Origin of the sequence: Microbacterium sp. MYb64 (assembly GCF_002979495.1) — a bacterium.
In the GTDB taxonomy this organism is placed as follows: domain Bacteria; phylum Actinomycetota; class Actinomycetes; order Actinomycetales; family Microbacteriaceae; genus Microbacterium; species Microbacterium azadirachtae_A.
In genome coordinates this window covers 247674-271036 of sequence record NZ_PCOW01000001.1, presented here as the reverse complement: position 1 = coordinate 271036, position 23363 = coordinate 247674, and the positions used below count along the sequence as shown (strand labels likewise).

Genomic DNA, 23363 nt, shown 5'->3' with positions numbered 1-23363 from the left:
CGGGCCTCCTCAGACCTCGGGGAACGCCGCGCCGGTCAGCCGCAGGAGCGGCCGGGCCTTGACAACGGTCTCGGCGTACTCCTCGTCGGGGTCCGAGAGCGAAACGATCGCCCCGCCGACGCCGTAGTCGAAGCCGCCGTCGTGCGCGACCAGGGTGCGGATCACGACGCTGAGGTCCACCGAGCCATCGAACGAGAAGTAGCCGAGGGCACCGCTGTACAGTCCACGCGCGCCGCCCTCGAGGCGGTCCAGGATCGTCATCGTGCGCAGCTTCGGCGCGCCGGTCATGGAACCGGGAGGGAACGCGGCGCGCACGCACGCCACAGGGCTGTCGGCGAGCCGGGAGCGCACGGTGCTGACGAGCTGATGCACCGTGGCATAGCTCTCCACCCGGAACAGGCCGTCGACGTGCACGGATCCGAGCTCCGCCGTGCGCCCGAGGTCGTGGCGGACGAGATCCACGATCATGAGGTTCTCCGCGCGGTCCTTCTCCGACGCGGCGAGCTCCGCACGGATCCGCTCGTCCTCCTCCGGGTTGCCGCCGCGCGGACGGGTGCCCTTGATCGGACGGGACTCGACGGCGCCGTCCGCCGTGATCCGCAGGAACCGCTCGGGCGACGTGCTCAGCACGCTCACCCCGCCGATGCGCAGGAACGCACCGAACGGCGCCGGGTTCTGCGCGCGCAGCGCGAGGTAGGCGGCGAGCGGATCCCCCGCGCCGGGCGCTGCGGCGTGCAGCAGGTTGGTCAGGCAGGCCTCGTAGGTCTCGCCCGCCGCGATCTCCTCCTGCGCCTCGGCGATCAGTCGCAGATACTCGGCGCGGGAGTGCCGGGCGGTGAGAGCGAGCGGCGGTGCGTCGAAGGGATCCTGATCCGGTCCTGCACCGTCGGTCGGCGCCGTCTCGAGCGCGGCGATCCTGGCCGCGGTGCTGATGAGCCAGGCCTCGTCGTCGAGGGAGAGCAGATGGATCCGCTCCTCCTCGTGGTCGACGACGACCGCGCGATCGAGGCGGACCAGCACCGCATCGGGCGTGGCCGCGCGACGCTGATGCGGGGATCCGCACTCCGCGCGGAGCTCGTAGCCGAGCGCTCCGACCCAGCCCAGCGCGAAGGGCAGGTCGCCCTGCTCGGTCGCGGTGGCCGCGAGTTCGGCGTCGAGCCAGTCGAAGAATCCGGTTCGCAGCTCGCGCTCCTGCGCGCCGTCGCGCACGGTCACCGTGCCCGCCTGCACGTCCGCGATCGCGGTCGGCAGGTCCTCCCCGCCGCCGAGGATCGAGTACCGCGCCCGGGGATCCCCTGGGCGGTTCCCGTCCAACCACACGGCCTGCGCCGCCTCGTCGAACAGACCGGTGAACATCCTCTCGGTCGTGACGCGCAGGGGCAGCGCACGCCGCCGCAGGGCGCGTCGCGCGACCGGAGCGTGAGATACGGGCGCCGAGGACGCATCCATGGGAGCAGGCCGGGTCCGCGGCGCCGCCGTCGCCCGCGCGAACGCGACGAAGTTCGCCATCATGCGGGTGCCGTCGAGCGTCCCGATCGACTCGGGGTGGAACTGCACGCCCCACAACGGCAGCTCGCGGTGCCGGATCCCCATGATCACGCCGTCGTCCGCGCGCGCGGTGACGACCAGCTCGTCCGGGGCGTCGTCGATCATGAGCGAGTGATAGCGCACCACCTCGACGGGCGACGGGAGGCCTTCGAACGGACCGGTGCCGTTGTGCGCGACCGGGGACGGCCTGCCGTGCCGCGGTTCGGGGGCGCGCCGCACCGTGGCGCCGAAGGCGTGTCCGATCCCCTGATGTCCGAGGCACACCCCGAGCAACGGGATGCGCCGCTCGGCCGCGATCCGGATCGCATCGGCGCAGATTCCGAAGTCCTCGGGCACGCGGGGATCCCCCGGTCCCGGCGAGAGCACGACCGCGTCGTACCGGTCCAGGACGGACGGATCCCACTCGGCCCAGTCGTTGTGCACGACATCGGGCGCCCGGCCCGCGGTCGCCGCGATCTGGTGCACGAGGTTGTACGTGAACGAGTCGTAGTTGTCGATCAACAGGATGCGCAGCGGCCGGGGCTCCTCGCGCTCCGTCCCCCGGGCGGCGTCGGTCCCCGCGCTCTCGATCTCCGAGCCCACCGGTCGCACCGCGTCAGTGCGCGTCGCGCGGATCCGGCGCCGACGGGCGGCGCGACAGCCGCGTCAGCCGCGGGATCTCGGCCGTCGCTCCGGCGTCGCCGGGAACGATGACCTCCTGCGCGGCCGCGATGTCGCCGTCCGGCGTGCGCACCACGAGGTCTCCGGCCGGCGCGCGACGCGACAGGATCGCCAGTGCGATCGGGCCGAGCTCGTGGTGCCGGGCGGCCGAGGTGATGCGCCCGACCTCGTCCTCGGCGCCATCCGCCCCGACGACCAGCACCGGAGCGCCCGCATCCGGGAGCAGGCTCTCGCTGCCGTCCAGGTGCAGTGCCGCGATGCGGCGGGGCGGGTGCCCGAGGTTGTGCACCTTCGCCACGGTCTCCTGGCCCCGGTAGCAGCCCTTGTTCAGATGCACGGCGCTGCGGATCCAGTCCGTCTCGTGCGGGAGCGAGCGCTCGTCCACTTCGGCGGCCCAGCGGGGGCGCCAGGCGGCGATCCGCAGGGCCTCCGCGGCGAGCGCGCCGGCCCAGATCGTCTCGGAATCCGCGGCGAGCACGGCCGCCGCGGCTTCGTCGAGCACCGCGGTACGCCAGTGGTAGCCGGAGCCGGGGTGCTCGCCGACGTGGTACTGATGCCCGCCGGGCTGCACGGTCGGCCACGGATCCGTCCAGACGACGGCCTGCCGCTGGAGGGCGAGCGCGACGCTCTCCGCGCGCTGCTCCGCACTCCCGCCCGCGAAGAAGCCGACGACGAGAAGTTCCGGTCGCACCGCGACCTTCACGTCGGCACGGAACACCATGCGCTGCAGCCAGGTCGCCAACGGCGCGGCGTCGGCGGTGTCGGCGATGAGCCAGGTCGAGGAGCCGTCGTCGAAGACCGCGGCGACGTGCTCGACGCGCCCCTGCGGATCCAGCACGAGCAGCTCGGTGCTCTGCCCGGCCCGCAAGCGGGCGACGGCCTGCGTGGTGATCGAGTCGAGCCAGGTGAGCCGCTCGGATCCGGTGAGCTCGATCACGGTGCGGTCGCCGAGCGGCACCAGCGCCTCACCGCGCTCGAGTGCGCGCTGTTCACGGGAGGGATCACCGAAGTGCAGGACGATCCCGCCCTCCGCGATCGCCCCGGAGAGGGGCGGGAAGCCGGCCACGATCAGACCTTCGCCAGCCGGGCGGATGCGTGCGAGCGCAGCCCCGCTCCGAGCGCGGCGATGTCCCAGGCCCAGAGCAGGTGGCCGTCGACCAGGCCGTACATCCGGGTCGCGGCACCGTACTCCTTGGCGCCTTCCGCACGGACGACGGCATCGGTGGCGATGTCGATGCGCGGCCCGTCGATGCGGCCGAGATAGAGCTCGAGCATGCCGTCCGAGTGGGCGATCGACACCTCGATCGCGAAGCCGCCCTCGGGCCGTCGCAGCGCTTCCACGTCGTCCACGGTGCGCTCGGCGGTCCGGACCTCGCGCGGCGGGAGCAGCCCCGGTCCCGAGTCCTGCGCCTCCGCGGGGCGCGCCAGGCGCCAGAACCCTGATTCGGCGACGAGCGCCACCGGCTCGCCGTCCTCCGGAGTGAAGGTCGCGGTCGCCGCGTAGTTCAAGAACGGCCCGCCGTCGTGGCTGAAGCTCACGCGGTGCGCGAACTCGCCCTGATAGCGGTGCGCGTCATCGTCGCCGTCGGGTCCTGGGACCTCGTAGTCGATGACGCCGCTGCCCTCCCAGACTCCGAGCAGCCAGGACAGCGGCACGATGTCGGCGGGCAGGTCGGAGGGGAGATCGAGCACGAGGAGCCTTCTCTCAGCAGTTGTCGCGAGGCGGGCGCTGATCAGCGCTGACCGCGGAACAGGTTGACCAGAACGGCCCCTGCGCAGAAGGCGATCGCGAGCCCCGCGAGGACCAGCAGGCCGACGAAGAAGAGTTCGAGCGCGACGATGTCCATGCGACTACTCTATGCCGTCCGAAGCCCATGCCGCGCCGGGCAGGGCCTCCTATGACGTACGAAGGTTCAGGCGCCGGGCGGGGCCTCCTGTGACGCACCAGGGTTCAGGCGCCGAACAGCGCCGCGATGCCGAAGCCCGCGGAGACGATCCCCATCACCAGGAGCGCGCCGAGGCTCCCGGCGGAGACGCGCAGGATGAACCCGCGGGTCTCGCCGCGGAAGAGCTGGACGGCGAAGGACAGCAGCACGCAGATGCCGAACCCGATCGCGTACCAGGTCATCAGGCGGTCGTCGGGTGCGACGACCCCGATCAGGATCGCCCCCACCGCGGCGAAGGCCCAGGTGACGACGAGCCCGACGAAGGGACTGCGCGGAGCGAGGACGGGATCGGCCATGCGCCCATTGTCACCCATCCGCGCTGTGCATGCGGTCCTGAGTAAGGTGTCAGCAGGAAAGGATCCGCGTGGCGCAACTGCTGGTTCTGACGTCGTCTCCTGCCGAGGCGCCGGTTCTGCCCGCCCTGGAGCTGCTCGGACATCGTGTCCGCACGATCCCGGCGCAGCCCGCGGAGCTCGTGACCGCGCCCGACGCGGATGCCGTGATCGTGGATGCGCGCACCGACCTCGTGGCGGCCAAGTCGCTGTGCACGCTGATCCGCACCACGGGACTGCGCGGACCTCTGCTGCTGGTCGTGACCGAGGGCGGGATGACCGCGGTGAACGGCGAATGGCGCATCGACGACGTGCTGCTCACCGATGCGGGTCCCGCCGAGATCGACGCCCGCATCCGGCTCGCCCTGTCCAGGGAGGCGCCGTCCGCCGAGCCCGTCAAGGTGCAGACATCGGGGCTGACGATCGACGAGCAGTCCTACTCCGCCAAGCTGCGCGGCACCCCGCTGGATCTCACGTACAAGGAATTCCAGCTGCTGCATTTCCTCGCCACCCACCCCTCCCGCGTGTTCACGCGCGAGCAGCTGCTCAGCGAGGTCTGGGGCTACGACTACTTCGGCGGCACCCGCACGGTCGACGTGCACGTGCGGCGACTGCGGGCCAAGCTCGGCGACCAGGAGCACATCATCGGCACGGTGCGCAACGTCGGCTACCGCTTCAACGTCGACGAGGACGAGGTCCGCCCCGTCGCCCCCGGCACCCGCTGAGCGGGCCCCGCGACGGCACGATCCCGCCCTGGGCACGGATCTCGGATCCGGATTCGGACCCGTTCACCTCCAGGCAACGTCATCCTGCAATGATGGGCGCATGATCGATCCCGCACTGGCAGACTCCGGACTCGGCGACGCCGAGGACGATGACTTCGACGAGCTCATCGCGCCGGACGACTCACTCCTCCCGGAGTCCCGCTACCTCGACCGCGAGCTGAGCTGGCTGGCGTTCAATCAGCGCGTGCTGGAGCTCGCCGAGGACGAGACGCTCCCCGTGCTCGAGCGGGCGAACTTCCTCGCGATCTTCGCGAGCAACCTGGACGAGTTCTTCATGGTGCGCGTCGCCGGCCTCAAGCGCCGCATCGTCACGGGCCTCGCGGTGCCCACCAACGTCGGCCGCGCCCCCGCCGACGTGCTGGCCGACATCTCCGCGGACGCGCACACGCTGCAGCGGCGCCATGCCGCCGCGTGGACCGGGATGATCCGCCCGGCGCTGGCGGCCGAGGGCATCACGATCGTGGACTGGGACGACCTGGACGGCGAGGCCAAGGCCGAGCTCACCGACTACTTCCAGGCCAATGTCTTCCCGGTGCTGATGCCGCTCGCCGTCGACCCCGCGCATCCGTTCCCGTACATCTCGGGCCTGTCGCTGAACCTCGCGATCCGGATCCGCAACGCCCGCACCGGCCGCCAGGAGTTCGCGCGTCTCAAGGTGCCGCCCATGCTGCCGCGCTTCGTCGAGGTGCCCTCGGTGGACGGCGAGCTGCGTTTCATCCGCCTGGAGGAGCTCATCGCGAACCACCTCGACGACCTCTTCCCCGGGATGGAGGTGCTCGACCACCACGCGTTCCGGCTCACGCGCAACGAGGACGTGGAGATCGAGGAGGACGAGTCGGAGAACCTCATCCAGGCGCTCGAGGCCGAGCTGCTGCGCCGCCGCTTCGGCCCCCCGATCCGCCTCGAGATCACCGACGACATGGACGACGTGACGCTCGATCTGCTCATCAACGAGCTCGACATCACCGACCAGGAGGTCTACCGGCTCCCCGGGCCCCTCGACCTGCGCGGCCTGTTCGGCCTGGGCCGCATCGATCGCCCCGACCTGCGGTACACGCCGCACGTGCCCACGACCGCGCTCGCGTTCAAGCCGGGCGCGAACGAGCGCATCGACATCTTCAAGGCGATCCGCAAGGCGGACGTGCTCGTGCACCACCCCTACGAGTCGTTCACGACGAGCGTCGTGGCGTTCCTCGAGCAGGCGGCGCGGGATCCGCACGTGCTCGCGATCAAGCAGACGCTGTACCGCACCTCGGGAGACAGCCCGATCGTGCAGGCGCTCATCGACGCCGCAGAGTCCGGCAAGCAGGTGCTCGCGCTCGTCGAGGTGAAGGCCCGCTTCGACGAGGCGAACAACATCGTCTGGGCGCGCAAGCTCGAGAAGGCCGGCGTGCACGTCGTGTACGGCCTGGTCGGGCTGAAGACGCACTGCAAGCTCGTCAACGTCATCCGCGAGGAGGACGGCGTGCTGCGCAGTTACAGCCACATCGGGACGGGCAACTACAACCCGAAGACCAGCCGCATCTACGAGGACTTCGGGCTGTTCACGGCTGACCCTCAGGTCGGCAAGGACCTCACCCGCCTGTTCAACGAGCTCAGCGGCTATGCCATCGAGAAGAAGTTCAAGCGTCTCCTCGTCGCCCCGCTGCACCTGAGGAAGGGTCTGCTCCGGCACATCGAGAAGGAGCGCGAGAACGCTCTCGACGGCAAGCCGGCGCACATCCGGATCAAGGTGAACTCGATGGTGGACGAGCAGATCATCGACGCCCTGTACCGGGCGAGCGCGGCGGGCGTGCCCGTGGACGTGTGGGTGCGGGGCATCTGCAGCCTGCGCACGGATCTGCCCGGCATCACGGACAACATCACCGTCCGCTCGATCCTCGGGCGCTACCTCGAGCACTCGCGCATCTTCGCGTTCCACAACGACGGCGATCCGCAGGTCTTCATCGGCAGCGCCGACATGATGCACCGCAACCTCGACCGCCGGGTGGAAGCGCTCGTGCGGGTCACCGATCCGGCCCACATCGACGAGCTGCTGGGGTTCTTCGACCTCGCCCTCTCCCCCGAGACGTCATCCTGGCACCTGGGAGCAGACGGGGTATGGACCCGGCGCGCGTTCTCCGAGGTTGGCGCTCCGCTCGTCGACCTGCAGGATAGGACCATGTCACAGATCCAGCAGCGTCGCAGGGCCAGGGCGGTGCGATGACCCCCAGCCCCCTCGGACCCTCCGCCGCCACCGCGGACACCACGGGTGTCACCGTCGTCGCAGACCGCCCCGACCGCGCCGTGTACGCGGCCGGCGGCCTGGTGTGGCGTGTCGTGGAGGACAAGCTGCGGATCCTGCTGATCCATCGCACGAAGTACCGGGACGTGACCCTGCCCAAGGGAAAGGTCGACCCGGGCGAGATGCTCGCGGAGACCGCGGTGCGCGAGATCTTCGAGGAGACCGGGATCCGGGTCTCGCTCGGTGCTCCGGTGGGCGTCTCCCGGTACACGATGGCCAATCGCAAGCAGAAGGTCGTGCACTACTGGGCTGCGGAGGCCACCGACGAGGCCGTGCGGGCGTCCGCGTTCGTACCCAACCGCGAGATCGCCGCCCTCGAATGGGTGAGCCTGAAGAAGGCGCGGGCGCGGCTCAGCTACCCGGTCGACGTCGAGATCCTGGACGCGTTCGCCAAGCTCGTCGACGACGGCGCCCTGCGCACCTTCCCGCTCGTCGTGCTGCGGCATGCGAAGGCCGCCAACCGCGGGGTGTGGCTCGGATCCGACGCGTCGCGCCCGCTGACCCCGCGCGGCCATGCCCAGTCGAAGGCGATCGTGGGGCCCCTGCGGGCGTTCGGCGTCGAACGGATCGTGTCCAGCGACGCCCGTCGCTGCGTGGAGACCGTGATGCCCTTGTCCAAGGCCATCGGGCACAAGGTCCGCAAGACCGATCTGCTCAGCCAGGACCTCTGGGAGGAGGGCCTGTCGGATCCGCGCACCGTGATCGGGAAGCGCGTGCGCTCGGGCAAGCCCGCGGTCCTGTGCAGCCACGGACCGGTGCTGCCCGACATCATGCGCGAGATCGCGCTGGCCACGGGCACCATGCACGGCTCCTATCTCGGCAGCGCCTCCGCCCTCGAGGTCGGGGCGTTCAGCGTCGTGCATCTCAGCGCGACCAACCCCGGATCCGGCATCATCTCGATCGAGACGCACCTGCCCAAGATCTGAACGGGCGCAGATCGTCGTTCACCCCCCGTTTACCTTCGATCTTTGATCGCGTAACAGACGACGCATATCGTCTGGCGTGGCCCTGCACCAGGGCACACTCGACACAGCGAAGGACTTACATAGTGAAGCTCAACCGCATCACCACGATCGGCGCAGCCGGCGTGCTCGCCGCGATCGCGCTCGCGGGCTGCTCCTCGACGCCCAGCAGCACGAGCAGCGACTCCCCCTCTGCCGCGCCGTCCTCGAGCGCCGTCACCTCGAAGGTCGACGCATCGCTGACCGGCACGATCACCTCGGGTGGCTCGAGCGCTCAGGCGAACGCGCAGGCTGCGTGGACCGCTGCGTACAACGCTCAGGTCAAGGGCGTCACCATCAACTACGACAAGTCCCAGGGCTCGGGCGGCGGCGTCACCAACTTCCTCAGCGGCGCGTACGACTTCGCCGGTTCCGACTCGCCTCTGAACGCGGACCAGACCACGCAGTCGAAGGCCCTGTGCACCGAGGGCGGCATCAACATCCCCGTCTACCTCGACGGCGTCGCCATCGTCTTCAACATCCCGGGCGTGACGGACCTCAAGCTCAGCGGCGAGACCATCGCGAAGATCTTCTCCCTGAAGATCACCGACTGGTCCGACGCGGCGATCACCAAGGACAACGGCACGGCGCTCCCCGCCGGCAAGATCACCACGGTGGCGCGCTCGGACGGCTCTGGCACCACGGCGAACTTCACCAACTACCTCGCCGGCACCCAGTCCTCCGTCTGGACCTTCCCCGCGGGCAAGGACTGGCCGGTCGAGGGCGACGTCTCCAAGCAGAAGGGCGGCTCGGGCGTCGTTCAGGCCGTCGAGGCCGGCACCGGCACCATCGGCTACGCCGACCACTCCGCGATCGGCAAGCTCTCCAGCGCGTCGATCCTGCAGGACGGCAAGGCCATCGCGTTCAGCCCCGAGGCCGTCTCGAAGACGTTCGACGTCGCCGCGGTCGACGCCTCCAACGGCGTCAAGGGTGACCTGTCGAAGAAGTTCGACTACTCGAAGCTGACCGCCGAGACCTACCCGATCCCGCTGGTCTCCTACGCGATCGCGTGCACCACGTTCAAGACCCCGGCCCAGGCCGCGCTCGTGAAGAGCTACATCGGCTTCATCGACAGCACGATCGGCCAGCAGGTCGCCGTGAAGAACGCCGGCGCCGCGCCCCTCCCGGACTCCGTCCTGAAGGCGGCCCAGGAGTCGCTCGCGACCATCAAGTAAGCATCAGGCCGGCCCGGGTCGGCTCTTCGGAGCCGACCCGGGCTGGGCAGGGCAGCCGACCCGCTCGGAGGCCCTGCCAAGTTTTCGTGCTGGCCCGATCCCTCTCCTGCCCTTGGCCGGAGCACAAAGAAAGACGCGCACACACATGCGAGATCTAGAGTGGCACCGTGACTGACGTCGCGCAGCGTGAACAGGCGACCCCGGTCGCCTCCGAGAAGCTCATCGGCAAGCGTCGCGCCGGCGACAGGTTCTTCCTCGGTCTGTCGACGACGGCCGCCGTGTCCATCATGGTGATCCTCGCCGGTGTCGCGATCTTCCTGATCCTCAAGGGACTGCCCGCCATCACGGCGAACTGGGAGACGAACTCCGACCTCGCCGGCTACCAGAACAAGAACTGGGGCAGCTTCTGGAACTACGTCGCCCCGCTGCTCTGGGGCAGCATCTGGTCGGCGCTGATCGCTCTCGTCCTGGGCGCCCCCGTCGCGATCGGCATCGCGTTGTTCATCTCGCACTATGCGCCCCGCCGGCTCGCCAGCGGCCTCGCGTATGTGGTCGACCTGCTCGCCGCCGTGCCGTCCATCGTGTTCGGCCTGTGGGGCGTCATCGTGATGCGCCCCTTCCTGCTGCCGCTCGCGGAGTTCCTCAACCAGTACTTCGGCTGGATCCCGCTCTTCCAGGGGCCGGTGTCGAGCACGGGCTCGACCATGCTCGCCGGAGGCGTCGTCCTCGCGGTGATGATCCTGCCGATCGTCACCGCGCTGACCCGCGAAATCTTCCTGCAGACGCCGCGGCTGAACGAGGAGGCCGCCCTCGCGCTCGGCGCGACGCGCTGGGAGATGATCCGGCTGGCCGTCTTCCCCTATGCGCGCAGCGGCATGGTCTCCGCCATCCTTCTGGGACTCGGGCGGGCGCTCGGCGAGACGATGGCGATCGCGCTGATCATCTCGCCGTCGCTGCTGTTCTCGGTCGCCGTGCTCACCGACGGATACAACTCGCAGACGATCGCCGCGAACATCGCGAACAACTTCCCGATCGCCACCGACCTGCAGCGCTCCGCGCTGATCGGCACCGGCCTCATGCTCTTCGTGGTGTCGCTCGCCGTCAACATGATCGCTCGCGGCATCCTCGGCCGATCCGACCGCAAGGCACGCACGTCGCCGAAGATTGGAAAGCGCGTATGACCGCCGTCAGTCCTGCGCCGGCCGCGGCGCAGCCGCTGAGCCTCACCAGCGGGCAGCTGCCCCGCTGGATCGAACCCGTGCTCGCGATCGGCACCGCCGTCGTCGTGGCAGCCGTGCTCCTGGTGATCCAGCTGTTCAACCCGGCGGTGTGGCTCGTGCTCACCGCCGTGATCTACCTCATCGCCGTCGGCATCGGATCCGGCATCGTCGAGGGCCGCCGCAAGGCCGTCGACCGCATCGTCCGCGGCCTCGTGGTGTGCGCCTTCGTCCTCGCCGTGGCTCCGCTGATCTCCACGCTCTGGACCGTGGTGGCGCAGGGCCTCAAGGTGCTGACCTGGGACTTCGTGACCAAGGTCGGCGGAAGCGTGTTCGATCCGAACACGCTCGCCGTGACGAACACCCCCGGCGCGCTGCAGGCGGTCGTCGGAACGCTGATCATCACCGGGATCGCCGCACTGATCTCGGTGCCGATCGGCATCCTCGCCGCCGTGTACCTGACCGAATACGCGCAGCCGAGCAACCCGCTGCGCCGGACGATCACGTTCCTCGTCGACGTCATGACGGGCATCCCCTCGATCGTGGCCGGTCTGTTCGCGTTCTCGCTGTTCGCGCTCATCGTCGGGCCGAAGGCATTCAGCGGCTTCTCCGCCTCGATCGCCCTCTGCGTGCTGATGATCCCGATCGTGATCCGCTCCACCGAGGAGATGATCCGGCTGGTGCCGAACGAGCTGCGGGAGGCCTCGCTGGCGCTCGGCGTGCCGCGAGCGACGACCATCATCAAGGTGGTGCTCCGCACGGCCGCGAGCGGCATCGTGACGGGCGTCGTCCTCGCGGTGGCCCGTGTCATCGGCGAGACCGCCCCGATCTTCATCGCCGCGAGCTTCACCGACAACTTCAACGCGAATCCCTTCAGCGGGCCCATGCAGACCCTTCCGGTGATGGCCTACACGGCCTACAGCTTCCCGGGCAAGGACATCGCGGCCTCTCAGGCGCAGGCCTGGGGCGCTGCCCTGCTGCTGGTCATCGTCGTCGTCATCTTCAACCTCATCGCTCGGATCGTCGCGAAGGCATTCGCGCCGAAGAGCCGCTAACTCAGGAAGGCACGCAGCGTGTCCAAGAGCATCGAAGTCAACGATCTGAACGTCTTCTACAGCGACTTCCTCGCCGTCGAGGGTGTGTCCATGAACATCGAGCCCCGCACGGTGACCGCTTTCATCGGCCCGTCGGGCTGCGGGAAGTCGACGTTCCTGCGCACCCTCAACCGGATGCACGAGGTCATCCCCGGCGCGACCGTCAAGGGGAACGTGTACATCGACGGCGAGGACCTGTACGCGCCCGGTGTTGACCCGGTGCTCGTGCGCCGCCAGGTGGGCATGGTGTTCCAGCGGCCGAACCCGTTCCCGACGATGTCGATCAAGGAGAACGTGCTGGCCGGGGTCCGCCTCAACAACAAGCGGATCTCCACCTCCGACGCGAACGACCTCGTGGAGAAGTCGCTGCGCGGCGCCAACCTGTGGAACGAGGTCAAGGACCGTCTCGACAGGCCGGGAGCGGGCCTCTCCGGTGGTCAGCAGCAGCGCCTCTGCATCGCGCGCACCATCGCCGTCTCCCCGCAGGTCGTGCTGATGGACGAGCCCTGCTCGGCCCTCGACCCGATCTCGACCTTCGCGATCGAGGAGCTCATCACCGAGCTCAAGAACGAGTTCACGATCGTGATCGTGACGCACAACATGCAGCAGGCCTCGCGCGTGAGCGACAAGACGGCCTTCTTCAACATCGCCGGCACGGGCAAGCCCGGCAAGCTCATCGAGTTCTCCGACACCGCGACGATCTTCACGTCACCGAAGGAGCAGGCGACCGAGGACTACGTCTCCGGCCGCTTCGGATGATTCCGGCCTGATCCGTCACGAGGGGCTCGGCGCTGCGGCGCCGGGCCCCTCGTGCGTCGCGGGACGCCGCGATCAGCGGTACTCGGGATTGGCCTCGTAACCCCAGCGTTCCCCCTCGTTCCAGGCTTTGCGGAGGTTCCCGTAGGCGGGGATGCCCCCGGCGTCCTTGAGCCGGCGCGCGGTGTGCAGCAGGTTCCAGGTCATGAACGTGGTGTTGCGGTTCGTGAAGTCGTTCTCCGGGCCGCCCGAACCCGGGTCCAGATAGCTCGGGCCGGGTCCGATGGCGCCGATCCAGCCCGCATCCGCCGCGGGCGGGATCGTGAATCCGATGTGCTGCAGGCTGTACAGGATCGACATCGCGGCATGCTTCACGCCGTCCTCGTTGCCGGTGATGATCGCGCCGCCGGTCTTGCCGTAGTAGACGTACTGGCCCTTGTCGTTGAACAGCCCGCTCATCGCGTAGAGCCGCTCTATGAGCTTGCGGGTGATCGAGGCGTTGTCCCCGAGCCACAGCGGTCCGCCCACCACGAGGATGTCCGCGGCGTCGATCAGCGGCCAGATCCCGTCCGGCCACTCATCGCTCGCCCAGCCGTGCTCGCGCATGTCGGGATAGACGCCGGTGGTGACATCGTGATCGATGAAGCGGATGTTGTCGACGGTGACGCCCTGTGACCGCATGAGCGCGATGCTGCGATCCATCAGGCCCTGAGTGTGGCTGAGTTCGGGGCTGCGTTTCAGCGTGCAGTTGACGAACACGGCGCGGAGATCGTCGTAGGCCGCCGGAGCGGACGGTTGCTCTGCCATGGGGGCAGACTACGACCATCCCCCTCGGCGGACCAGCCCCCTCGCGAAGCCCTCCGGCACCGGGGGCGAGGATCCGTGCGAGCGACGCCGAAGGCCTCCGGACCTTCCCTCGTCCGGAGGCCTTCTTTCTCGTATGTCGGGTCAGATACCGGGCATCTCGATGAGCTGATCGGCTGCCGGGGCCTCGATCGTCACCGGCTCACCCCACTGGGAGTACTCGATCGTCGTCTTCGCAGCGCCCATGTTCATCACCGCGCGACGGATCAGATCCTTGCCGTCGATGTACAGATCGTAAGTGAGCGTGTCGCCGATCTGGGCTGCCTGAGCGGCCTGCACCCCCTGTGCGGCAAGCAGCTTCTTGGTGTCGAGAGTCAGGGCGTAGTGCGTGGTTTCGGCCCCATCGACCTTCTCGGTGCCTGCGACCGTGAATTCCTTCACTGCCGCAGCGGCGTTCTTCATCTGATTCGCCGCGTTGCTCTGCCCGAGCATGGCCTGCATCTGAGCGGCGAGGGGGTTGCTGCCATCGGTCGAGATCTTGACGTACTTGTCCTGGGTCATCGCCCCCATGTTCATGTAGAAGGTGCCGTCGACCAGGAACACCTTGACCTCCTGCCCACCGACGGACATGTTCAGATGCATGCGCAGCTTCTGCGGATCCGGGTCCATCATCAACTCGCCGGTGGAGGACACGTCCTTCCCCTGCGTCGACATGGTCTGGGTGATGTGCGCGGTCTTCGCCGCCGACATGGCGTCACTCACCCGCTGAGCGAAATCGCCTGCCGTCATCGACTTCTTGCCGGTCTGCTGCTGTTCGACGGAGCTCTTGGTGCTCTCGGTCGCGGTGCCTCCCCCGGAACTGCAGGCGGTGATGCCGAATCCTGCGACAAGAGCGATGGTCGTCGTCGCGACGGCGCGTTTCCAGAGTGAGCTCATGGGGGAATTCTATGGGTGCGCTGAGACCGCTCCCGGCCAGCGACGCGCCCGACCCGCGCGACGAAGCAGCTCAGTCGCGTGCGGAGAGGAGGTAGGCGTTCAAGCCGTCGGTGAAGGCGTGGTCGAGCGCGAGGCCCACGCCGTCGATCGCTGTGATCGGTGCGGCGAGGCGCACGCTGGAGAGGAGCCAGGCCTGATCGGCGGTCGCGAGGTCGGCGGTGGGCACGGTCGCGTATTCCGTGGCATACCCCTGCGCCTCCAGATGCGCGAACAGGCTGATCTGGGTGGTGCCCTGAAGGATCCCGCCGTGAGGGGCAGGAGTGACGAAGCGGTCGCCGAAGCGCAGGATGAGCGATGCGGTGGGCGCCTCGAGCACGATGCCGTCCGTGGTGACGAAAATCGCGTCGTCGGCTCCGCGCAGGTGCGCCTCGCGGAGAGCCGCCATGTTCACCGCGTACGAGAGCGTCTTCGCGCCGAGCAGCAGCCACGGCGAGCGCTCGGCGGCGCCGCTGTCGTAGCCGCGGTCGAGCGTGACGACGCGGATGCCCTCCGTGCGCGCGGCGGCGAAGTCTGCGGCGGGCGCGGCGGTGACCCAGGCGGTGGGCGCCGGTCCGTGATCGACGCCGCGGCTGAGGATGAGCTTGATCACCCATTCGCCGGGGCCGCACTCCGCGGCCGCGAGCGCCACAGCCTGCCGCCATTGCTCACGGTGCGGCTCAGGCAGGTCGCACAGAGCGGCCGAATGAGCCAGCCTCTGCACGTGCGGCTCGATCTCCTGGGCGTGGCCGTCGACGACGCCGATCGACTCGAAGATGCCGTCGCCGCGCTGAGTGCTCAGCTCGCCCACGCTGAGCGCCGGAGCGCTCGGATCGATCCGGCGGAAGCTGTCGCTGAAATCCGCCCGCTCCTCGTCCGTGGACTCGGCGGGAGTGATCAGCAGGGCGAATCGGGCTGCGGCCATGGTCCGAGCCTAGGGCGTGGACGACCCGCCCGGCGTCGGGGACGACGGGAATACCGCCGCCCCCGACGCGTTACACTTGATCGGCCGGGCCGCATAACCCCGGGCTCCATTTTTCGCCGCTGCGAGCGGCCTTCCGCCGAGAGGCGTTCTTGCGGCCCGGCTTCTTCATGCCCCGGCCGCTGCGGCCCCGGATCTCACAGGTACGGGCGCGTGATCAGCTCGAGATAGTGCCCTGACGGATCCAGCAGGTACACCCCTCGGCCGTCGTGCTCGTGATTGATCTCGCCCGGCCTGGCGCGCTGCGGATCCGCCCAGTGCGCGATCCCCCGCTCGGTGATCGTCGCGTAGGCGCGATCGAAGTGCTCGTCGTCGACGAGATAGGCGTAGTGCTGCGGCGGGAACTCGATCGGCGGGGCCGCGAACTGCAGCAGGATCCCGCCTCCGATCTGCACGTTCGTGAACGGGCCCCAGGACGGGGCCTCATCGGCTTCGAGCAGGTCGCGGTAGAACTCCGCCATCTCCGCGGCGTCGGTGGACGCGATGATCGTGTGGTTGAAATGCGCTGTCATGTCTCTCCTCTGTGTCTGTTCTGCGCTGTCGGGGACGGGCAGAGCGAGGAGGGGCGCGGCTCAGTCGACGACCAGATCGCCGATCCGGGAACGGCCCGCGCGGGCCTGACTGGTCATCATCGGTTCCAGCCTAACCCGGGAGCCGGCCGGGATCCGCTCAGTTCAGCGATCCGTCGCGCCAGGCTGCGGCGGAGGCGGTGAGGTCCTGCGCATAGACGCTGAGGCGCGACGCGCGGGTGGTGAGCTCACTCGCGCGGGCCGGTTCGGTGTGCTCGTAGTCGTCGGCGACGTGGGTCGCACCCGAGGCCTGCACCCGGCAGAACGCGGCCGCCCGCTCGAGCGCGATCGCGAAGTCGCCGGAGAACGCGCCGTGCAGGATCGTGTCGATCAGCCCGACGAGCTCCTCCGGGCCGGCCGGCACCGGCGCCCCCGCGACCAGCGCGTCGACCGAGGGCAGCTCGATGCGCCCCCGCTCGTGCAGGAGCGCCGCCAGGGAGGCGTCGGCGTGGATCGACGCCTGCAGCAGGTACAGCCGCCAGAGCGCCCCGGGCAGGGATACGGCGGGGCTCTTGGCCCAGAGCTCGGCGACCTCGTCGATGCCGTGCTCGGTCGCGTACGCGACGAGACGCTCCGCACTGACTCCGCTGTCGTCCGCCCTCACCCGCGCCAGGAGCGCCGACGCCGTGGCGTGCGCCATCCGCGTCTGCTCCGCCGGATCGTGGGATCCGAGCAGGTAGTCGAACGTCTCCGGCGAGAGGCGGACGGGGCGGTGGAAGGGTGCGGGCACCGACCCAGGCTACGCGCGCTGCCCGACGCAGGGCACCCAGTCGCGACCGATAGACTCGGGAGTACGGGCCTCTAGCTCAGTTGGCAGAGCATCGGACTTCAACACAATAGGAGCGCCTCGGGGGAAACCCCGGGGATGACACCACTCAAAGTCGGGGAACCCTTCCTGGGAGACCAGTTGGCAATCCCGAGCCAAGCCGGACGCGAGTCCGGAAGGTGTAGAGACTGGACGGGTGGCACCTACAGCGAAAGCCAGGGTGAAGGGACAGTCCAGACCACGAACGCCCACCGGGCGGCGGCGAAAGCCGAAGTGGCAGGTTAATCCGCGGGTCGTGGGTTCGAGCCCCACGGGGCCCACCGTGAAGAGGGGCCCGGTCATCGAATGACCGGGCCCCTCTTGTCACTCAACTGCTGGCTGCCCCCAACAGGAGAGTGGTACGATATCCTGTACCACTTGGAGGAATCATGGCCATCACCGCAAGCGAGGCTCGCAGCGACTTGTTCGGCCTCATCGAACGCGTCAACCTCGACCAGACCGAAGTCGAGATCACGTCCAAACGCGGTTCCGCTGTACTGATGTCGAAGGACGAGTACGACTCGCTTCTCGAGACCACTTACCTGCTGCGCTCGCCCAAGAATGCGCGCCGCCTGATCGACGCCATCGAGAGCGCCCGCTCGGGAGACATCACCGAGCACGAACTGCAGTGAGTGACCGCAATCTCGCCTGGACCGCCGGCGGCTGGGAGGACTACCTCTACTGGCAGGGCCAGGACCGACGCACGCTCAAGCGGATCAACCTCCTGATCGATGACATCCTGCGCGACGATCCGTTCGAGGGCATCGGCAAGCCGGAGCCGCTGAAGCACGCGCTGGCGGGGGCATGGTCGCGACGCATCGACGAAGCAAACAGGCTCGTGTACCTGGTCGACGACGCGTACGTGGTCATCCTGCAGGCGCGCTACCACTACTGACGGCTACTCCTGCGTCGTGCCTCCGGGCAGCGGCGCACCCGCTTGCCGCGCGAACAGGGCGATGGCCCGCTCCGCGTCGGCGACCGAGATGCTGCCGCCGGCCACGATGTGCAGGCCGTAGGCGTCCTCCAGGGCGACGAAGTTCATCGCGATGTCCTCGATCGGGCCGGTCAGCGCGAAGTCCCCATTGTCCGCACCGGCCTGCAGGATCCGCCGGTACAGCCCGAGCTGCTCCCCGTAGAGGCGCTGCACGAGCTCGTCGTGCAGCGGCGACTTGCCCGCGAGCACGTCGAACTCGTAGAGCAGCCGCATGAGCGCGTCGTCCGGACCGCTCGGCAGGCCGGCGCGGATCGCGATCGCGAGCTGCTCGGCCGGACGCTCCGCCTGGACCACGAGAGCCTCGCGCTCCTCGCCGACCCGGCGCATGCCCGCGGCGTGGGCCTCGACGAGGATCGCGTCGAGATCCTCGTAGTAATACAGCAGCGCGCCCCGGGTGACCCCGGCCTGATTCGCGACATCCGTCAGCGAGAGGTTGCGCAGCCCGTGCTCGGCGGCGGCGTCGAGCGCCGCGTCGACCACTTCGCGACGGCGCTGCTCCTGGGTGCTCGGGCGTGCCATGAAGCCAGTATCGCAGTCCCGTCGAGGGATCCGGATCCGATCGGAAGAGTTTCTTGACATCTAAGTGAATTAATTTACTCTTGAGTCAAAGAACTGCGGCGGCTCCCTGAGCAGCGCCGCCCCGAGACGTTGGAGCACCGACATGGCGGTCGACACCCTCTACACCGGCGGACGCGTCCGCACCTTCGATCCCGAGCAGCCGTGGGCCGAGGCCATCGGCATCACAGGCGACCGGATCACCTACGTGGGCTCCGCTGCGGAGGCACCGGCGAGCCTTCGCACGGTCGCCCTCGAGGGCCGCCTGGTCACCCCCGGCGTCGCCGACACCCACAACCACCTGCTGCTCGGCTACGACGACCTCGCGGTGAGCCTCGACCAGGTCCAGAGCCTCGACGTCGTGCGCTCGCGCATCGCGAAGTTCGCCGAGGCGCACCCCGACCTGGAGTGGATCTGCGCCGAGAACGCCCTCTACTCGGTCGTCGAAGGGCGCCGTCCGCGCGCCGATGACCTCGCCGGCGTCACCGACCGGCCTGTCTTCATCACCACCTACGACCAGCATTCGGTGTGGCTGAACCGGCCGGCGCTCGCGAAACTCGGCATCCTGGGCGGCGGCGACATCGCCTGGGGCAACCCCGAGATCGACCACCGCACGGGCGAGCCGACGGGCTGGGTCACCGACTTCTACACGAGCGCCATGACGACCGACGGCCTCGCCGAGCTGCAGCGGGACATCCCGATGTACTCCCCCGACCGGCGCTACCGCAAGATCGTGAACAGCCTCGACATCGCCCGGCGCTTCGGCATCACGACCGTGGTCGAGCCGCAGGTTCCGCTCGCCGAGCTGCCGCTGTTCGACCGGGCCGAGCGCGAGGGCAAGCTCACCTCGCGGACGATCGCGGCGATCTACCACCCGGTGGGATCCGACGGCGACTTCCGCTCCCGCATCACCGAGGCGATCAAGGAGACCCCGCAGCACGACCGCTTCCGTCTGGGCATGGTGAAGCTGTACGCCGACGATGTGATCGAGCCGCACACCGCGGCGATGCTGGAGGACTACGCGAACCGTCCCGGTCATCGCGGGCACACGAGCCTCGAGCCGCTCGAGTTCACCCAGCTGTTCGTCGAGCTCGACCGCCTGGGCTACCAGGTCCACACCCACGCGACCGGGGACTGGGGAATCAGGCTCACCCTCGACGCGATCGAGGCCGCCCAGCGTGCCAACGGCACGCGAGACGCCCGGCACGGCATCGTGCACGTGGAGTGCCTGGCCCCGGAGGACCTCCCCCGCTTCCGCGACCTGGGCGTCGTCGCGGCGATGCAGCCCCGCCACGCCTCCCCCGACCTCGTCGCAGGCACCTGGATGGAGAACGTCGGCGAAGCACGCTGGGATCGTGCCTGGCGGTTCCGCTCCATGGTCGACTCCGGCGCGCGCGTCACGTTCTCGAGCGACTGGCAGGTGGGCGAGATGGATCCGCTCGTCGGCGTCTACAGCGCGATGACCCGCGCGCGTCTCGACGGCGGCGACGCCTGGACCGCCGATGAGCGCCTCGATCTCGACCGCACGCTCGAGGCCTACACGAAGGGCGGGGCAGGGGCGTTCCACCATGAGAACAGCCTCGGGATGCTCCGCACCGGATACCTCGCCGACCTCGTCGTGTGGTCAGGCGATCTCTACGCCATGGAGCCCGCGGAGATCCTCGCCCAGCGCGCCGACCTCACCGTCGTCGGCGGCACCGCGGTGCATGACGCCCGCGGCGAGCTCGGCGGCGCCGCGGCCGCGACGCCTGTCCAGGACCCGGGCGGAGCAGGGCAGAGCTGCACCGAGCCCTCCGCCGACCACCACTGCCACTCGCACACTCACTGAGGACGATCCCCACGATGTCAACGCTGCCATCCCATTCCGCTGTCGCCGCCGGCGACGATCAGCTCGCCCACGTCGTCACGCACGAGCAGGGACCGCTCAAGCGCACCCTGAAACTGCGCCACCTCGTCTTCATCGGCCTCGCGTACATGGCGCCGCTCGCGGTGTTCGACATGTTCGGGATCGTGGCCGACCAGACCAGCGGCCACGTGCCGCTCGCCTATCTGGTGGTACTGGTCGCGGTCCTCTTCACCGCGTTCAGCTACTCGCGCATGGTCCGCTTCTTCCCGATCGCCGGATCCGCGTACACCTATGCCAAGGAGAGCATCCATCCGTCCGTGGGCTTCCTGGTGGGCTGGGCAGCGACTCTCGACTACCTGCTGCTGCCCATGATCAACGCGATCCTCTCCGGGATCTACATGGGCGCGATCGCCCCCGGTGTGCCGTTCTGGGTATGGGTGCTGCTCACCGTCGGCATCTGCACGGCGCTCAACCTCGTCGGCGTGCGACTCGCGGCCAGCATGAACGTCATCCTCGTCGGGATCCAGCTCGTCGTCGCCGTGCTCTTCGTGGTGCTCGCGGTCGTGAACATCTCGAACGGTGCCAACGGCGCGGCGTTCACGATGCGACCGTTCTTCTCCGACGACGTCCAGGCCGCGGCCCTCGCCGGCGGCGCCGCCATCCTCGCCCTGTCGTTCCTCGGCTTCGACGCCGTCTCCACCCTCGCGGAAGAGGCGAAGCGTCCCACCAAGGACATCCCCCGGGCCATCTTCATCATCGTCGCCGCAGCCGGGGCGTTCTTCCTCACCGTGACCTACGTGATGCAGACCCTGTTCCCCGACGTCACGAAGCTGGAGAACATCGTCGGGGCCTCCCCCGAGATCGCCAAGTACATCGGCGGCGCCGCGTTCCAGGCGATCTTCGTCGGCGGCTACATGATGGCGGTGCTGGGCTGCGGCATCACGCAGCAGATGAGCGCGGCGCGCCTGCTGTATGCGATGGGCCGCGACGGCGCTTTGCCCAAGCGCCTGTTCAGCCGTGTGAACCCGCGCACCGGAGTCCCGGTCGCGAACGTCCTCATCGTCGCCGCGATCGCCCTGACCGCGCTGTTCGTGAACCTCGCGCAGGCGTCGTCGATGATCAACTTCGGCGCGTTCATCGCCTTCACGTTCGTGAACCTCTCGGTCATCTTCGTGTTCTTCCGGTTCATCTCGAAGCGCACGATCGGATCCTGGATCGGCTTCGTCGTCATCCCCGCGATCGGCGTCGTGATCAACGTGGCGCTGTGGCTGAGCCTGGACGGGATCTCGATGATCATCGGCGGCGCCTGGACCGCGATCGGGGTCGTCTACCTGCTCGTCAAGACGCGCGGCTTCCGGGCTGCTCCGCCCGACCTGACGGGTCCGATCAACGTCGGCATGTACGACTGACGGCTGGACTGAAAGGCCGCCGGCCTGCTCCGGCCGGCGGCTGAAGCCTCTGTAACACCTCTTGCATGGAAAACCTGAGTCATCTAGGTTTTCAGGCGAACTGGTGTCGCCCGACTTGTGCTCAACGGTGAGCACGAGCGGACACCGTTCCAGCCGAAGGAGGCAGAGCGATGAGTTCAGTCAGCGGATCAGCCGCAGGCAATCCCTCAGGGATGACGGCGGCGAGCACGGTCGTTTCGCACGAACATCACTGGTTCAAGGAGCCCACAGAACCGGCCCCGAAGAAGTACGTCGCGTGGTTGTTCATCGCGCAGTTCGTGTTCTTCGTCGCGCTGCTGGGGCCGGCGATCGTGGGTGTCGGCATCAAGATCTCGTCACTCGTGGCGTCCGGCGCCATCCCCGAGAACGGCGCCACCGGCGCTGCCGCCGTCCTCGGCGGATTCGGCGCGCTGTTCGCCACGGCCGCGAACGTGATCTTCGGACGATTGTCCGACCGCACGACGAGCCGCTGGGGTCGCCGGCGCATCTGGATCGTGGGCGGGACGCTCATCATGACGGTGGGCCTCGGCGTGATGGCGGTCGGACCGGACTTGCTGTGGGCGACTGTCGGCTGGTCCATCGCGCAGCTCGGTGCGAACATGACACTGGCCCCCTTCATCGCGACCCTCGCCGACCAGGTTCCCCGCGTGCAGCGCGGGTCGGTGGCCGCCTGGCTGGGCATCGCTCAGAACGCCGGTGTCGTCGGCGGCGTCTATGTCGCGCAGTGGTTCCTGAACAATCTCGTGATCATGTTCGTCGGTCCGGCGCTGCTTGCGATCGTCGCCATGGCGCTCTTCGCCTTCGTCCTCCCCGACAAGGTGCTTCCCGTCAAGCCGCCGGCCGCGACGTTCCGGGACTGGTGGGAGACCTTCTGGGTGAGCCCGCGGAAGTACCCCGACTATGCGCTGGCCTGGTGGTCGCGATTCCTCATCACGTTCGCCAGCTTCGGCTTCACCGCGTTCCGCTTCTTCTACCTGCAGAATCACATCGGCATCAAGAATCCCGCGGACATCGTGGGAGTCATCTCGCTCAGCACGCTGATCTTCACCGGCACCCTCGTCGTCGCCGCCTACGCGGCGGGAAAGCTGTCCGACAGACTCAATCGCCGCAAGATCTTCGTGTGGAGTTCCACGGCCCTGTTCGCGATCGGCACGGTGTCGTTGATCCTGATCAAGGACGTGCCGTCGTTCTACATCCTCGAGGCGCTGATGGGCATCGCGTACGGCATCTACGTCGGAGTCGACCTGGCGCTGGTCGTCGACGTGCTCCCCAACCCCGACGACTCCGGGAAGGACCTGGGCGTGTTCAACATCGCGAACGCGCTCCCTCAGACGATCGCCCCGATGGTGGGCGGCATCCTCGTGTACGTCGGCGACCCGACGGGTAACAACTACACCCTGTGGTTCTCGGTGCTGGGCGTGGCCGCGTTGATCGGCGCGCTGGTGATCTTCCCCATCAAGAAGGTCCGGTAGGCGCAGGATCAGGTATTCGGGGGTGGCGGTCGCCAGCGTCGGGGCCCGCCACCCCACTCGCCGTCGGCCCGGGATGCACATCGCCTAGACTCCGACCGAGGCAGTTCTGCATCAGGTG

22 protein-coding genes are annotated in these 23363 nt (G+C 68.7%); 12 read left to right on the top strand and 10 right to left on the bottom strand.

Annotation, left to right across the window (positions count from 1 at the left end; translation table 11 throughout):
- Positions 1–9: 9 nt before the first annotated feature.
- The 4 genes from pabB to CQ044_RS01280 form a co-directional block, all read right to left on the bottom strand.
- Complete coding sequence (gene pabB / locus CQ044_RS01295) at positions 10–2130, bottom strand: aminodeoxychorismate synthase component I (protein WP_219844895.1); 2121 nt, start codon at positions 2128–2130, stop codon at positions 10–12.
- Positions 2131–2143: 13 nt separating this feature from the next.
- Positions 2144–3274, bottom strand: coding sequence for a folate-binding protein YgfZ (locus CQ044_RS01290; RefSeq protein WP_105686304.1), 1131 nt, complete (start codon positions 3272–3274; stop codon positions 2144–2146).
- Positions 3275–3276: 2 nt separating this feature from the next.
- Positions 3277–3900, bottom strand: a complete 624-nt coding sequence (locus CQ044_RS01285; protein ID WP_105686302.1) for an FABP family protein — start codon at positions 3898–3900, stop codon at positions 3277–3279.
- Between the two features lie 259 nt (positions 3901–4159).
- A complete protein-coding gene (locus CQ044_RS01280) occupies positions 4160–4450 on the bottom strand; it encodes a hypothetical protein (protein ID WP_105686301.1) in 291 nt (96 codons plus the stop codon).
- Between the two features lie 68 nt (positions 4451–4518).
- On the opposite strand from CQ044_RS01280, the gene CQ044_RS01275 reads away from it, so the two are divergent.
- The 7 genes from CQ044_RS01275 (at position 4519) to pstB (ending at position 12801) form a co-directional block, all read left to right on the top strand.
- A complete protein-coding gene (locus tag CQ044_RS01275) occupies positions 4519–5211 on the top strand; it encodes a response regulator transcription factor (RefSeq protein ID WP_105686299.1) in 693 nt (230 codons plus the stop codon).
- Positions 5212–5311: 100 nt separating this feature from the next.
- A complete protein-coding gene (locus tag CQ044_RS01270; protein ID WP_045273448.1) occupies positions 5312–7477 on the top strand; it encodes an RNA degradosome polyphosphate kinase in 2166 nt (721 codons plus the stop codon).
- Positions 7474–8481 (top strand): NUDIX domain-containing protein, encoded by a 1008-nt coding sequence (locus CQ044_RS01265; RefSeq protein WP_082076858.1) that lies wholly within the window; start codon positions 7474–7476, stop codon positions 8479–8481. The genes CQ044_RS01270 and CQ044_RS01265 overlap by 4 nt, the downstream gene beginning before the upstream one ends.
- 122 nt (positions 8482–8603) lie before the next feature.
- Positions 8604–9731 carry a PstS family phosphate ABC transporter substrate-binding protein gene (locus tag CQ044_RS01260; protein WP_105686297.1) on the top strand — a complete coding sequence of 376 codons (1128 nt, stop codon included), beginning with the start codon at positions 8604–8606 and terminating at the stop codon, positions 9729–9731.
- Positions 9732–9898: 167 nt separating this feature from the next.
- Entirely contained in the window at positions 9899–10912 is a 1014-nt protein-coding gene (gene pstC / locus CQ044_RS01255; RefSeq protein WP_105686296.1) for a phosphate ABC transporter permease subunit PstC, read from the top strand.
- Positions 10909–12003, top strand: coding sequence for a phosphate ABC transporter permease PstA (gene pstA / locus CQ044_RS01250; protein ID WP_105686294.1), 1095 nt, complete (start codon positions 10909–10911; stop codon positions 12001–12003). Before pstC ends, pstA begins: the two co-directional genes overlap by 4 nt.
- Before the next feature lie 18 nt (positions 12004–12021).
- Positions 12022–12801 carry a phosphate ABC transporter ATP-binding protein PstB gene (gene pstB, locus CQ044_RS01245; protein WP_105686293.1) on the top strand — a complete coding sequence of 260 codons (780 nt, stop codon included), beginning with the start codon at positions 12022–12024 and terminating at the stop codon, positions 12799–12801.
- 72 nt (positions 12802–12873) lie between these two features.
- On the opposite strand, the gene CQ044_RS01240 is transcribed toward pstB, so the two are convergent.
- The 5 genes from CQ044_RS01240 to CQ044_RS01220 form a co-directional block, all read right to left on the bottom strand.
- A complete protein-coding gene (locus CQ044_RS01240; RefSeq protein WP_105686292.1) occupies positions 12874–13605 on the bottom strand; it encodes a flavodoxin family protein in 732 nt (243 codons plus the stop codon).
- 141 nt (positions 13606–13746) lie between these two features.
- Positions 13747–14538, bottom strand: coding sequence for a DUF6612 family protein (locus CQ044_RS01235; RefSeq protein ID WP_105686290.1), 792 nt, complete (start codon positions 14536–14538; stop codon positions 13747–13749).
- A gap of 70 nt (positions 14539–14608) precedes the next feature.
- Positions 14609–15499, bottom strand: coding sequence for an aminodeoxychorismate lyase (locus tag CQ044_RS01230; protein WP_105686289.1), 891 nt, complete (start codon positions 15497–15499; stop codon positions 14609–14611).
- A 194-nt stretch (positions 15500–15693) separates the two neighbouring features.
- Complete coding sequence (locus CQ044_RS01225) at positions 15694–16068, bottom strand: VOC family protein (protein ID WP_105686287.1); 375 nt, start codon at positions 16066–16068, stop codon at positions 15694–15696.
- A 157-nt stretch (positions 16069–16225) separates the two neighbouring features.
- Positions 16226–16855, bottom strand: coding sequence for a DNA-directed RNA polymerase subunit beta (locus CQ044_RS01220; protein ID WP_105686286.1), 630 nt, complete (start codon positions 16853–16855; stop codon positions 16226–16228).
- A 464-nt stretch (positions 16856–17319) separates the two neighbouring features.
- Between CQ044_RS01220 and CQ044_RS01215 the strand changes: the two genes are divergently transcribed.
- Complete coding sequence (locus CQ044_RS01215; protein WP_105686284.1) at positions 17320–17562, top strand: type II toxin-antitoxin system Phd/YefM family antitoxin; 243 nt, start codon at positions 17320–17322, stop codon at positions 17560–17562.
- Positions 17559–17825 (top strand): Txe/YoeB family addiction module toxin, encoded by a 267-nt coding sequence (locus CQ044_RS01210; protein WP_105686283.1) that lies wholly within the window; start codon positions 17559–17561, stop codon positions 17823–17825. Before CQ044_RS01215 ends, CQ044_RS01210 begins: the two co-directional genes overlap by 4 nt.
- 3 nt (positions 17826–17828) lie before the next feature.
- Here the strand turns inward: CQ044_RS01210 and CQ044_RS01205 are convergent, their stop codons facing one another.
- A complete protein-coding gene (locus tag CQ044_RS01205; protein ID WP_105686282.1) occupies positions 17829–18443 on the bottom strand; it encodes a TetR/AcrR family transcriptional regulator in 615 nt (204 codons plus the stop codon).
- Positions 18444–18585: 142 nt separating this feature from the next.
- Between CQ044_RS01205 and CQ044_RS01200 the strand changes: the two genes are divergently transcribed.
- The 3 genes from CQ044_RS01200 (at position 18586) to CQ044_RS01190 (ending at position 23245) form a co-directional block, all read left to right on the top strand.
- Positions 18586–20307 (top strand): amidohydrolase, encoded by a 1722-nt coding sequence (locus tag CQ044_RS01200; RefSeq protein ID WP_105686280.1) that lies wholly within the window; start codon positions 18586–18588, stop codon positions 20305–20307.
- 14 nt (positions 20308–20321) lie between these two features.
- Positions 20322–21734, top strand: a complete 1413-nt coding sequence (locus CQ044_RS01195; protein WP_105686278.1) for an APC family permease — start codon at positions 20322–20324, stop codon at positions 21732–21734.
- Between the two features lie 170 nt (positions 21735–21904).
- Positions 21905–23245 carry an MFS transporter gene (locus CQ044_RS01190; RefSeq protein ID WP_105686277.1) on the top strand — a complete coding sequence of 447 codons (1341 nt, stop codon included), beginning with the start codon at positions 21905–21907 and terminating at the stop codon, positions 23243–23245.
- The last annotated feature ends 118 nt before the right edge of the window (positions 23246–23363 follow it).

Bases quoted from the DNA above. Each gene is read 5' to 3' on its own strand.
- CQ044_RS01265 (WP_082076858.1), top strand. From the start codon at position 7,474: ATGACCCCCAGCCCCCTCGGACCCTCCGCCGCCACCGCGGACACCACG.
- CQ044_RS01225 (WP_105686287.1), bottom strand. From the start codon at position 16,068: ATGACAGCGCATTTCAACCACACGATCATCGCGTCCACCGACGCCGCG.
- pstA (WP_105686294.1), top strand. From the start codon at position 10,909: ATGACCGCCGTCAGTCCTGCGCCGGCCGCGGCGCAGCCGCTGAGCCTC.
- CQ044_RS01240 (WP_105686292.1), bottom strand. From the start codon at position 13,605: ATGGCAGAGCAACCGTCCGCTCCGGCGGCCTACGACGATCTCCGCGCC.
- CQ044_RS01230 (WP_105686289.1), bottom strand. From the start codon at position 15,499: ATGGCCGCAGCCCGATTCGCCCTGCTGATCACTCCCGCCGAGTCCACG.
- CQ044_RS01215 (WP_105686284.1), top strand. From the start codon at position 17,320: ATGGCCATCACCGCAAGCGAGGCTCGCAGCGACTTGTTCGGCCTCATC.
- CQ044_RS01205 (WP_105686282.1), bottom strand. From the start codon at position 18,443: ATGGCACGCCCGAGCACCCAGGAGCAGCGCCGTCGCGAAGTGGTCGAC.
- CQ044_RS01280 (WP_105686301.1), bottom strand. From the start codon at position 4,450: ATGGCCGATCCCGTCCTCGCTCCGCGCAGTCCCTTCGTCGGGCTCGTC.
- CQ044_RS01235 (WP_105686290.1), bottom strand. From the start codon at position 14,538: ATGAGCTCACTCTGGAAACGCGCCGTCGCGACGACGACCATCGCTCTT.
- CQ044_RS01270 (WP_045273448.1), top strand. From the start codon at position 5,312: ATGATCGATCCCGCACTGGCAGACTCCGGACTCGGCGACGCCGAGGAC.
- CQ044_RS01190 (WP_105686277.1), top strand. From the start codon at position 21,905: ATGAGTTCAGTCAGCGGATCAGCCGCAGGCAATCCCTCAGGGATGACG.
- CQ044_RS01200 (WP_105686280.1), top strand. From the start codon at position 18,586: ATGGCGGTCGACACCCTCTACACCGGCGGACGCGTCCGCACCTTCGAT.
- CQ044_RS01195 (WP_105686278.1), top strand. From the start codon at position 20,322: ATGTCAACGCTGCCATCCCATTCCGCTGTCGCCGCCGGCGACGATCAG.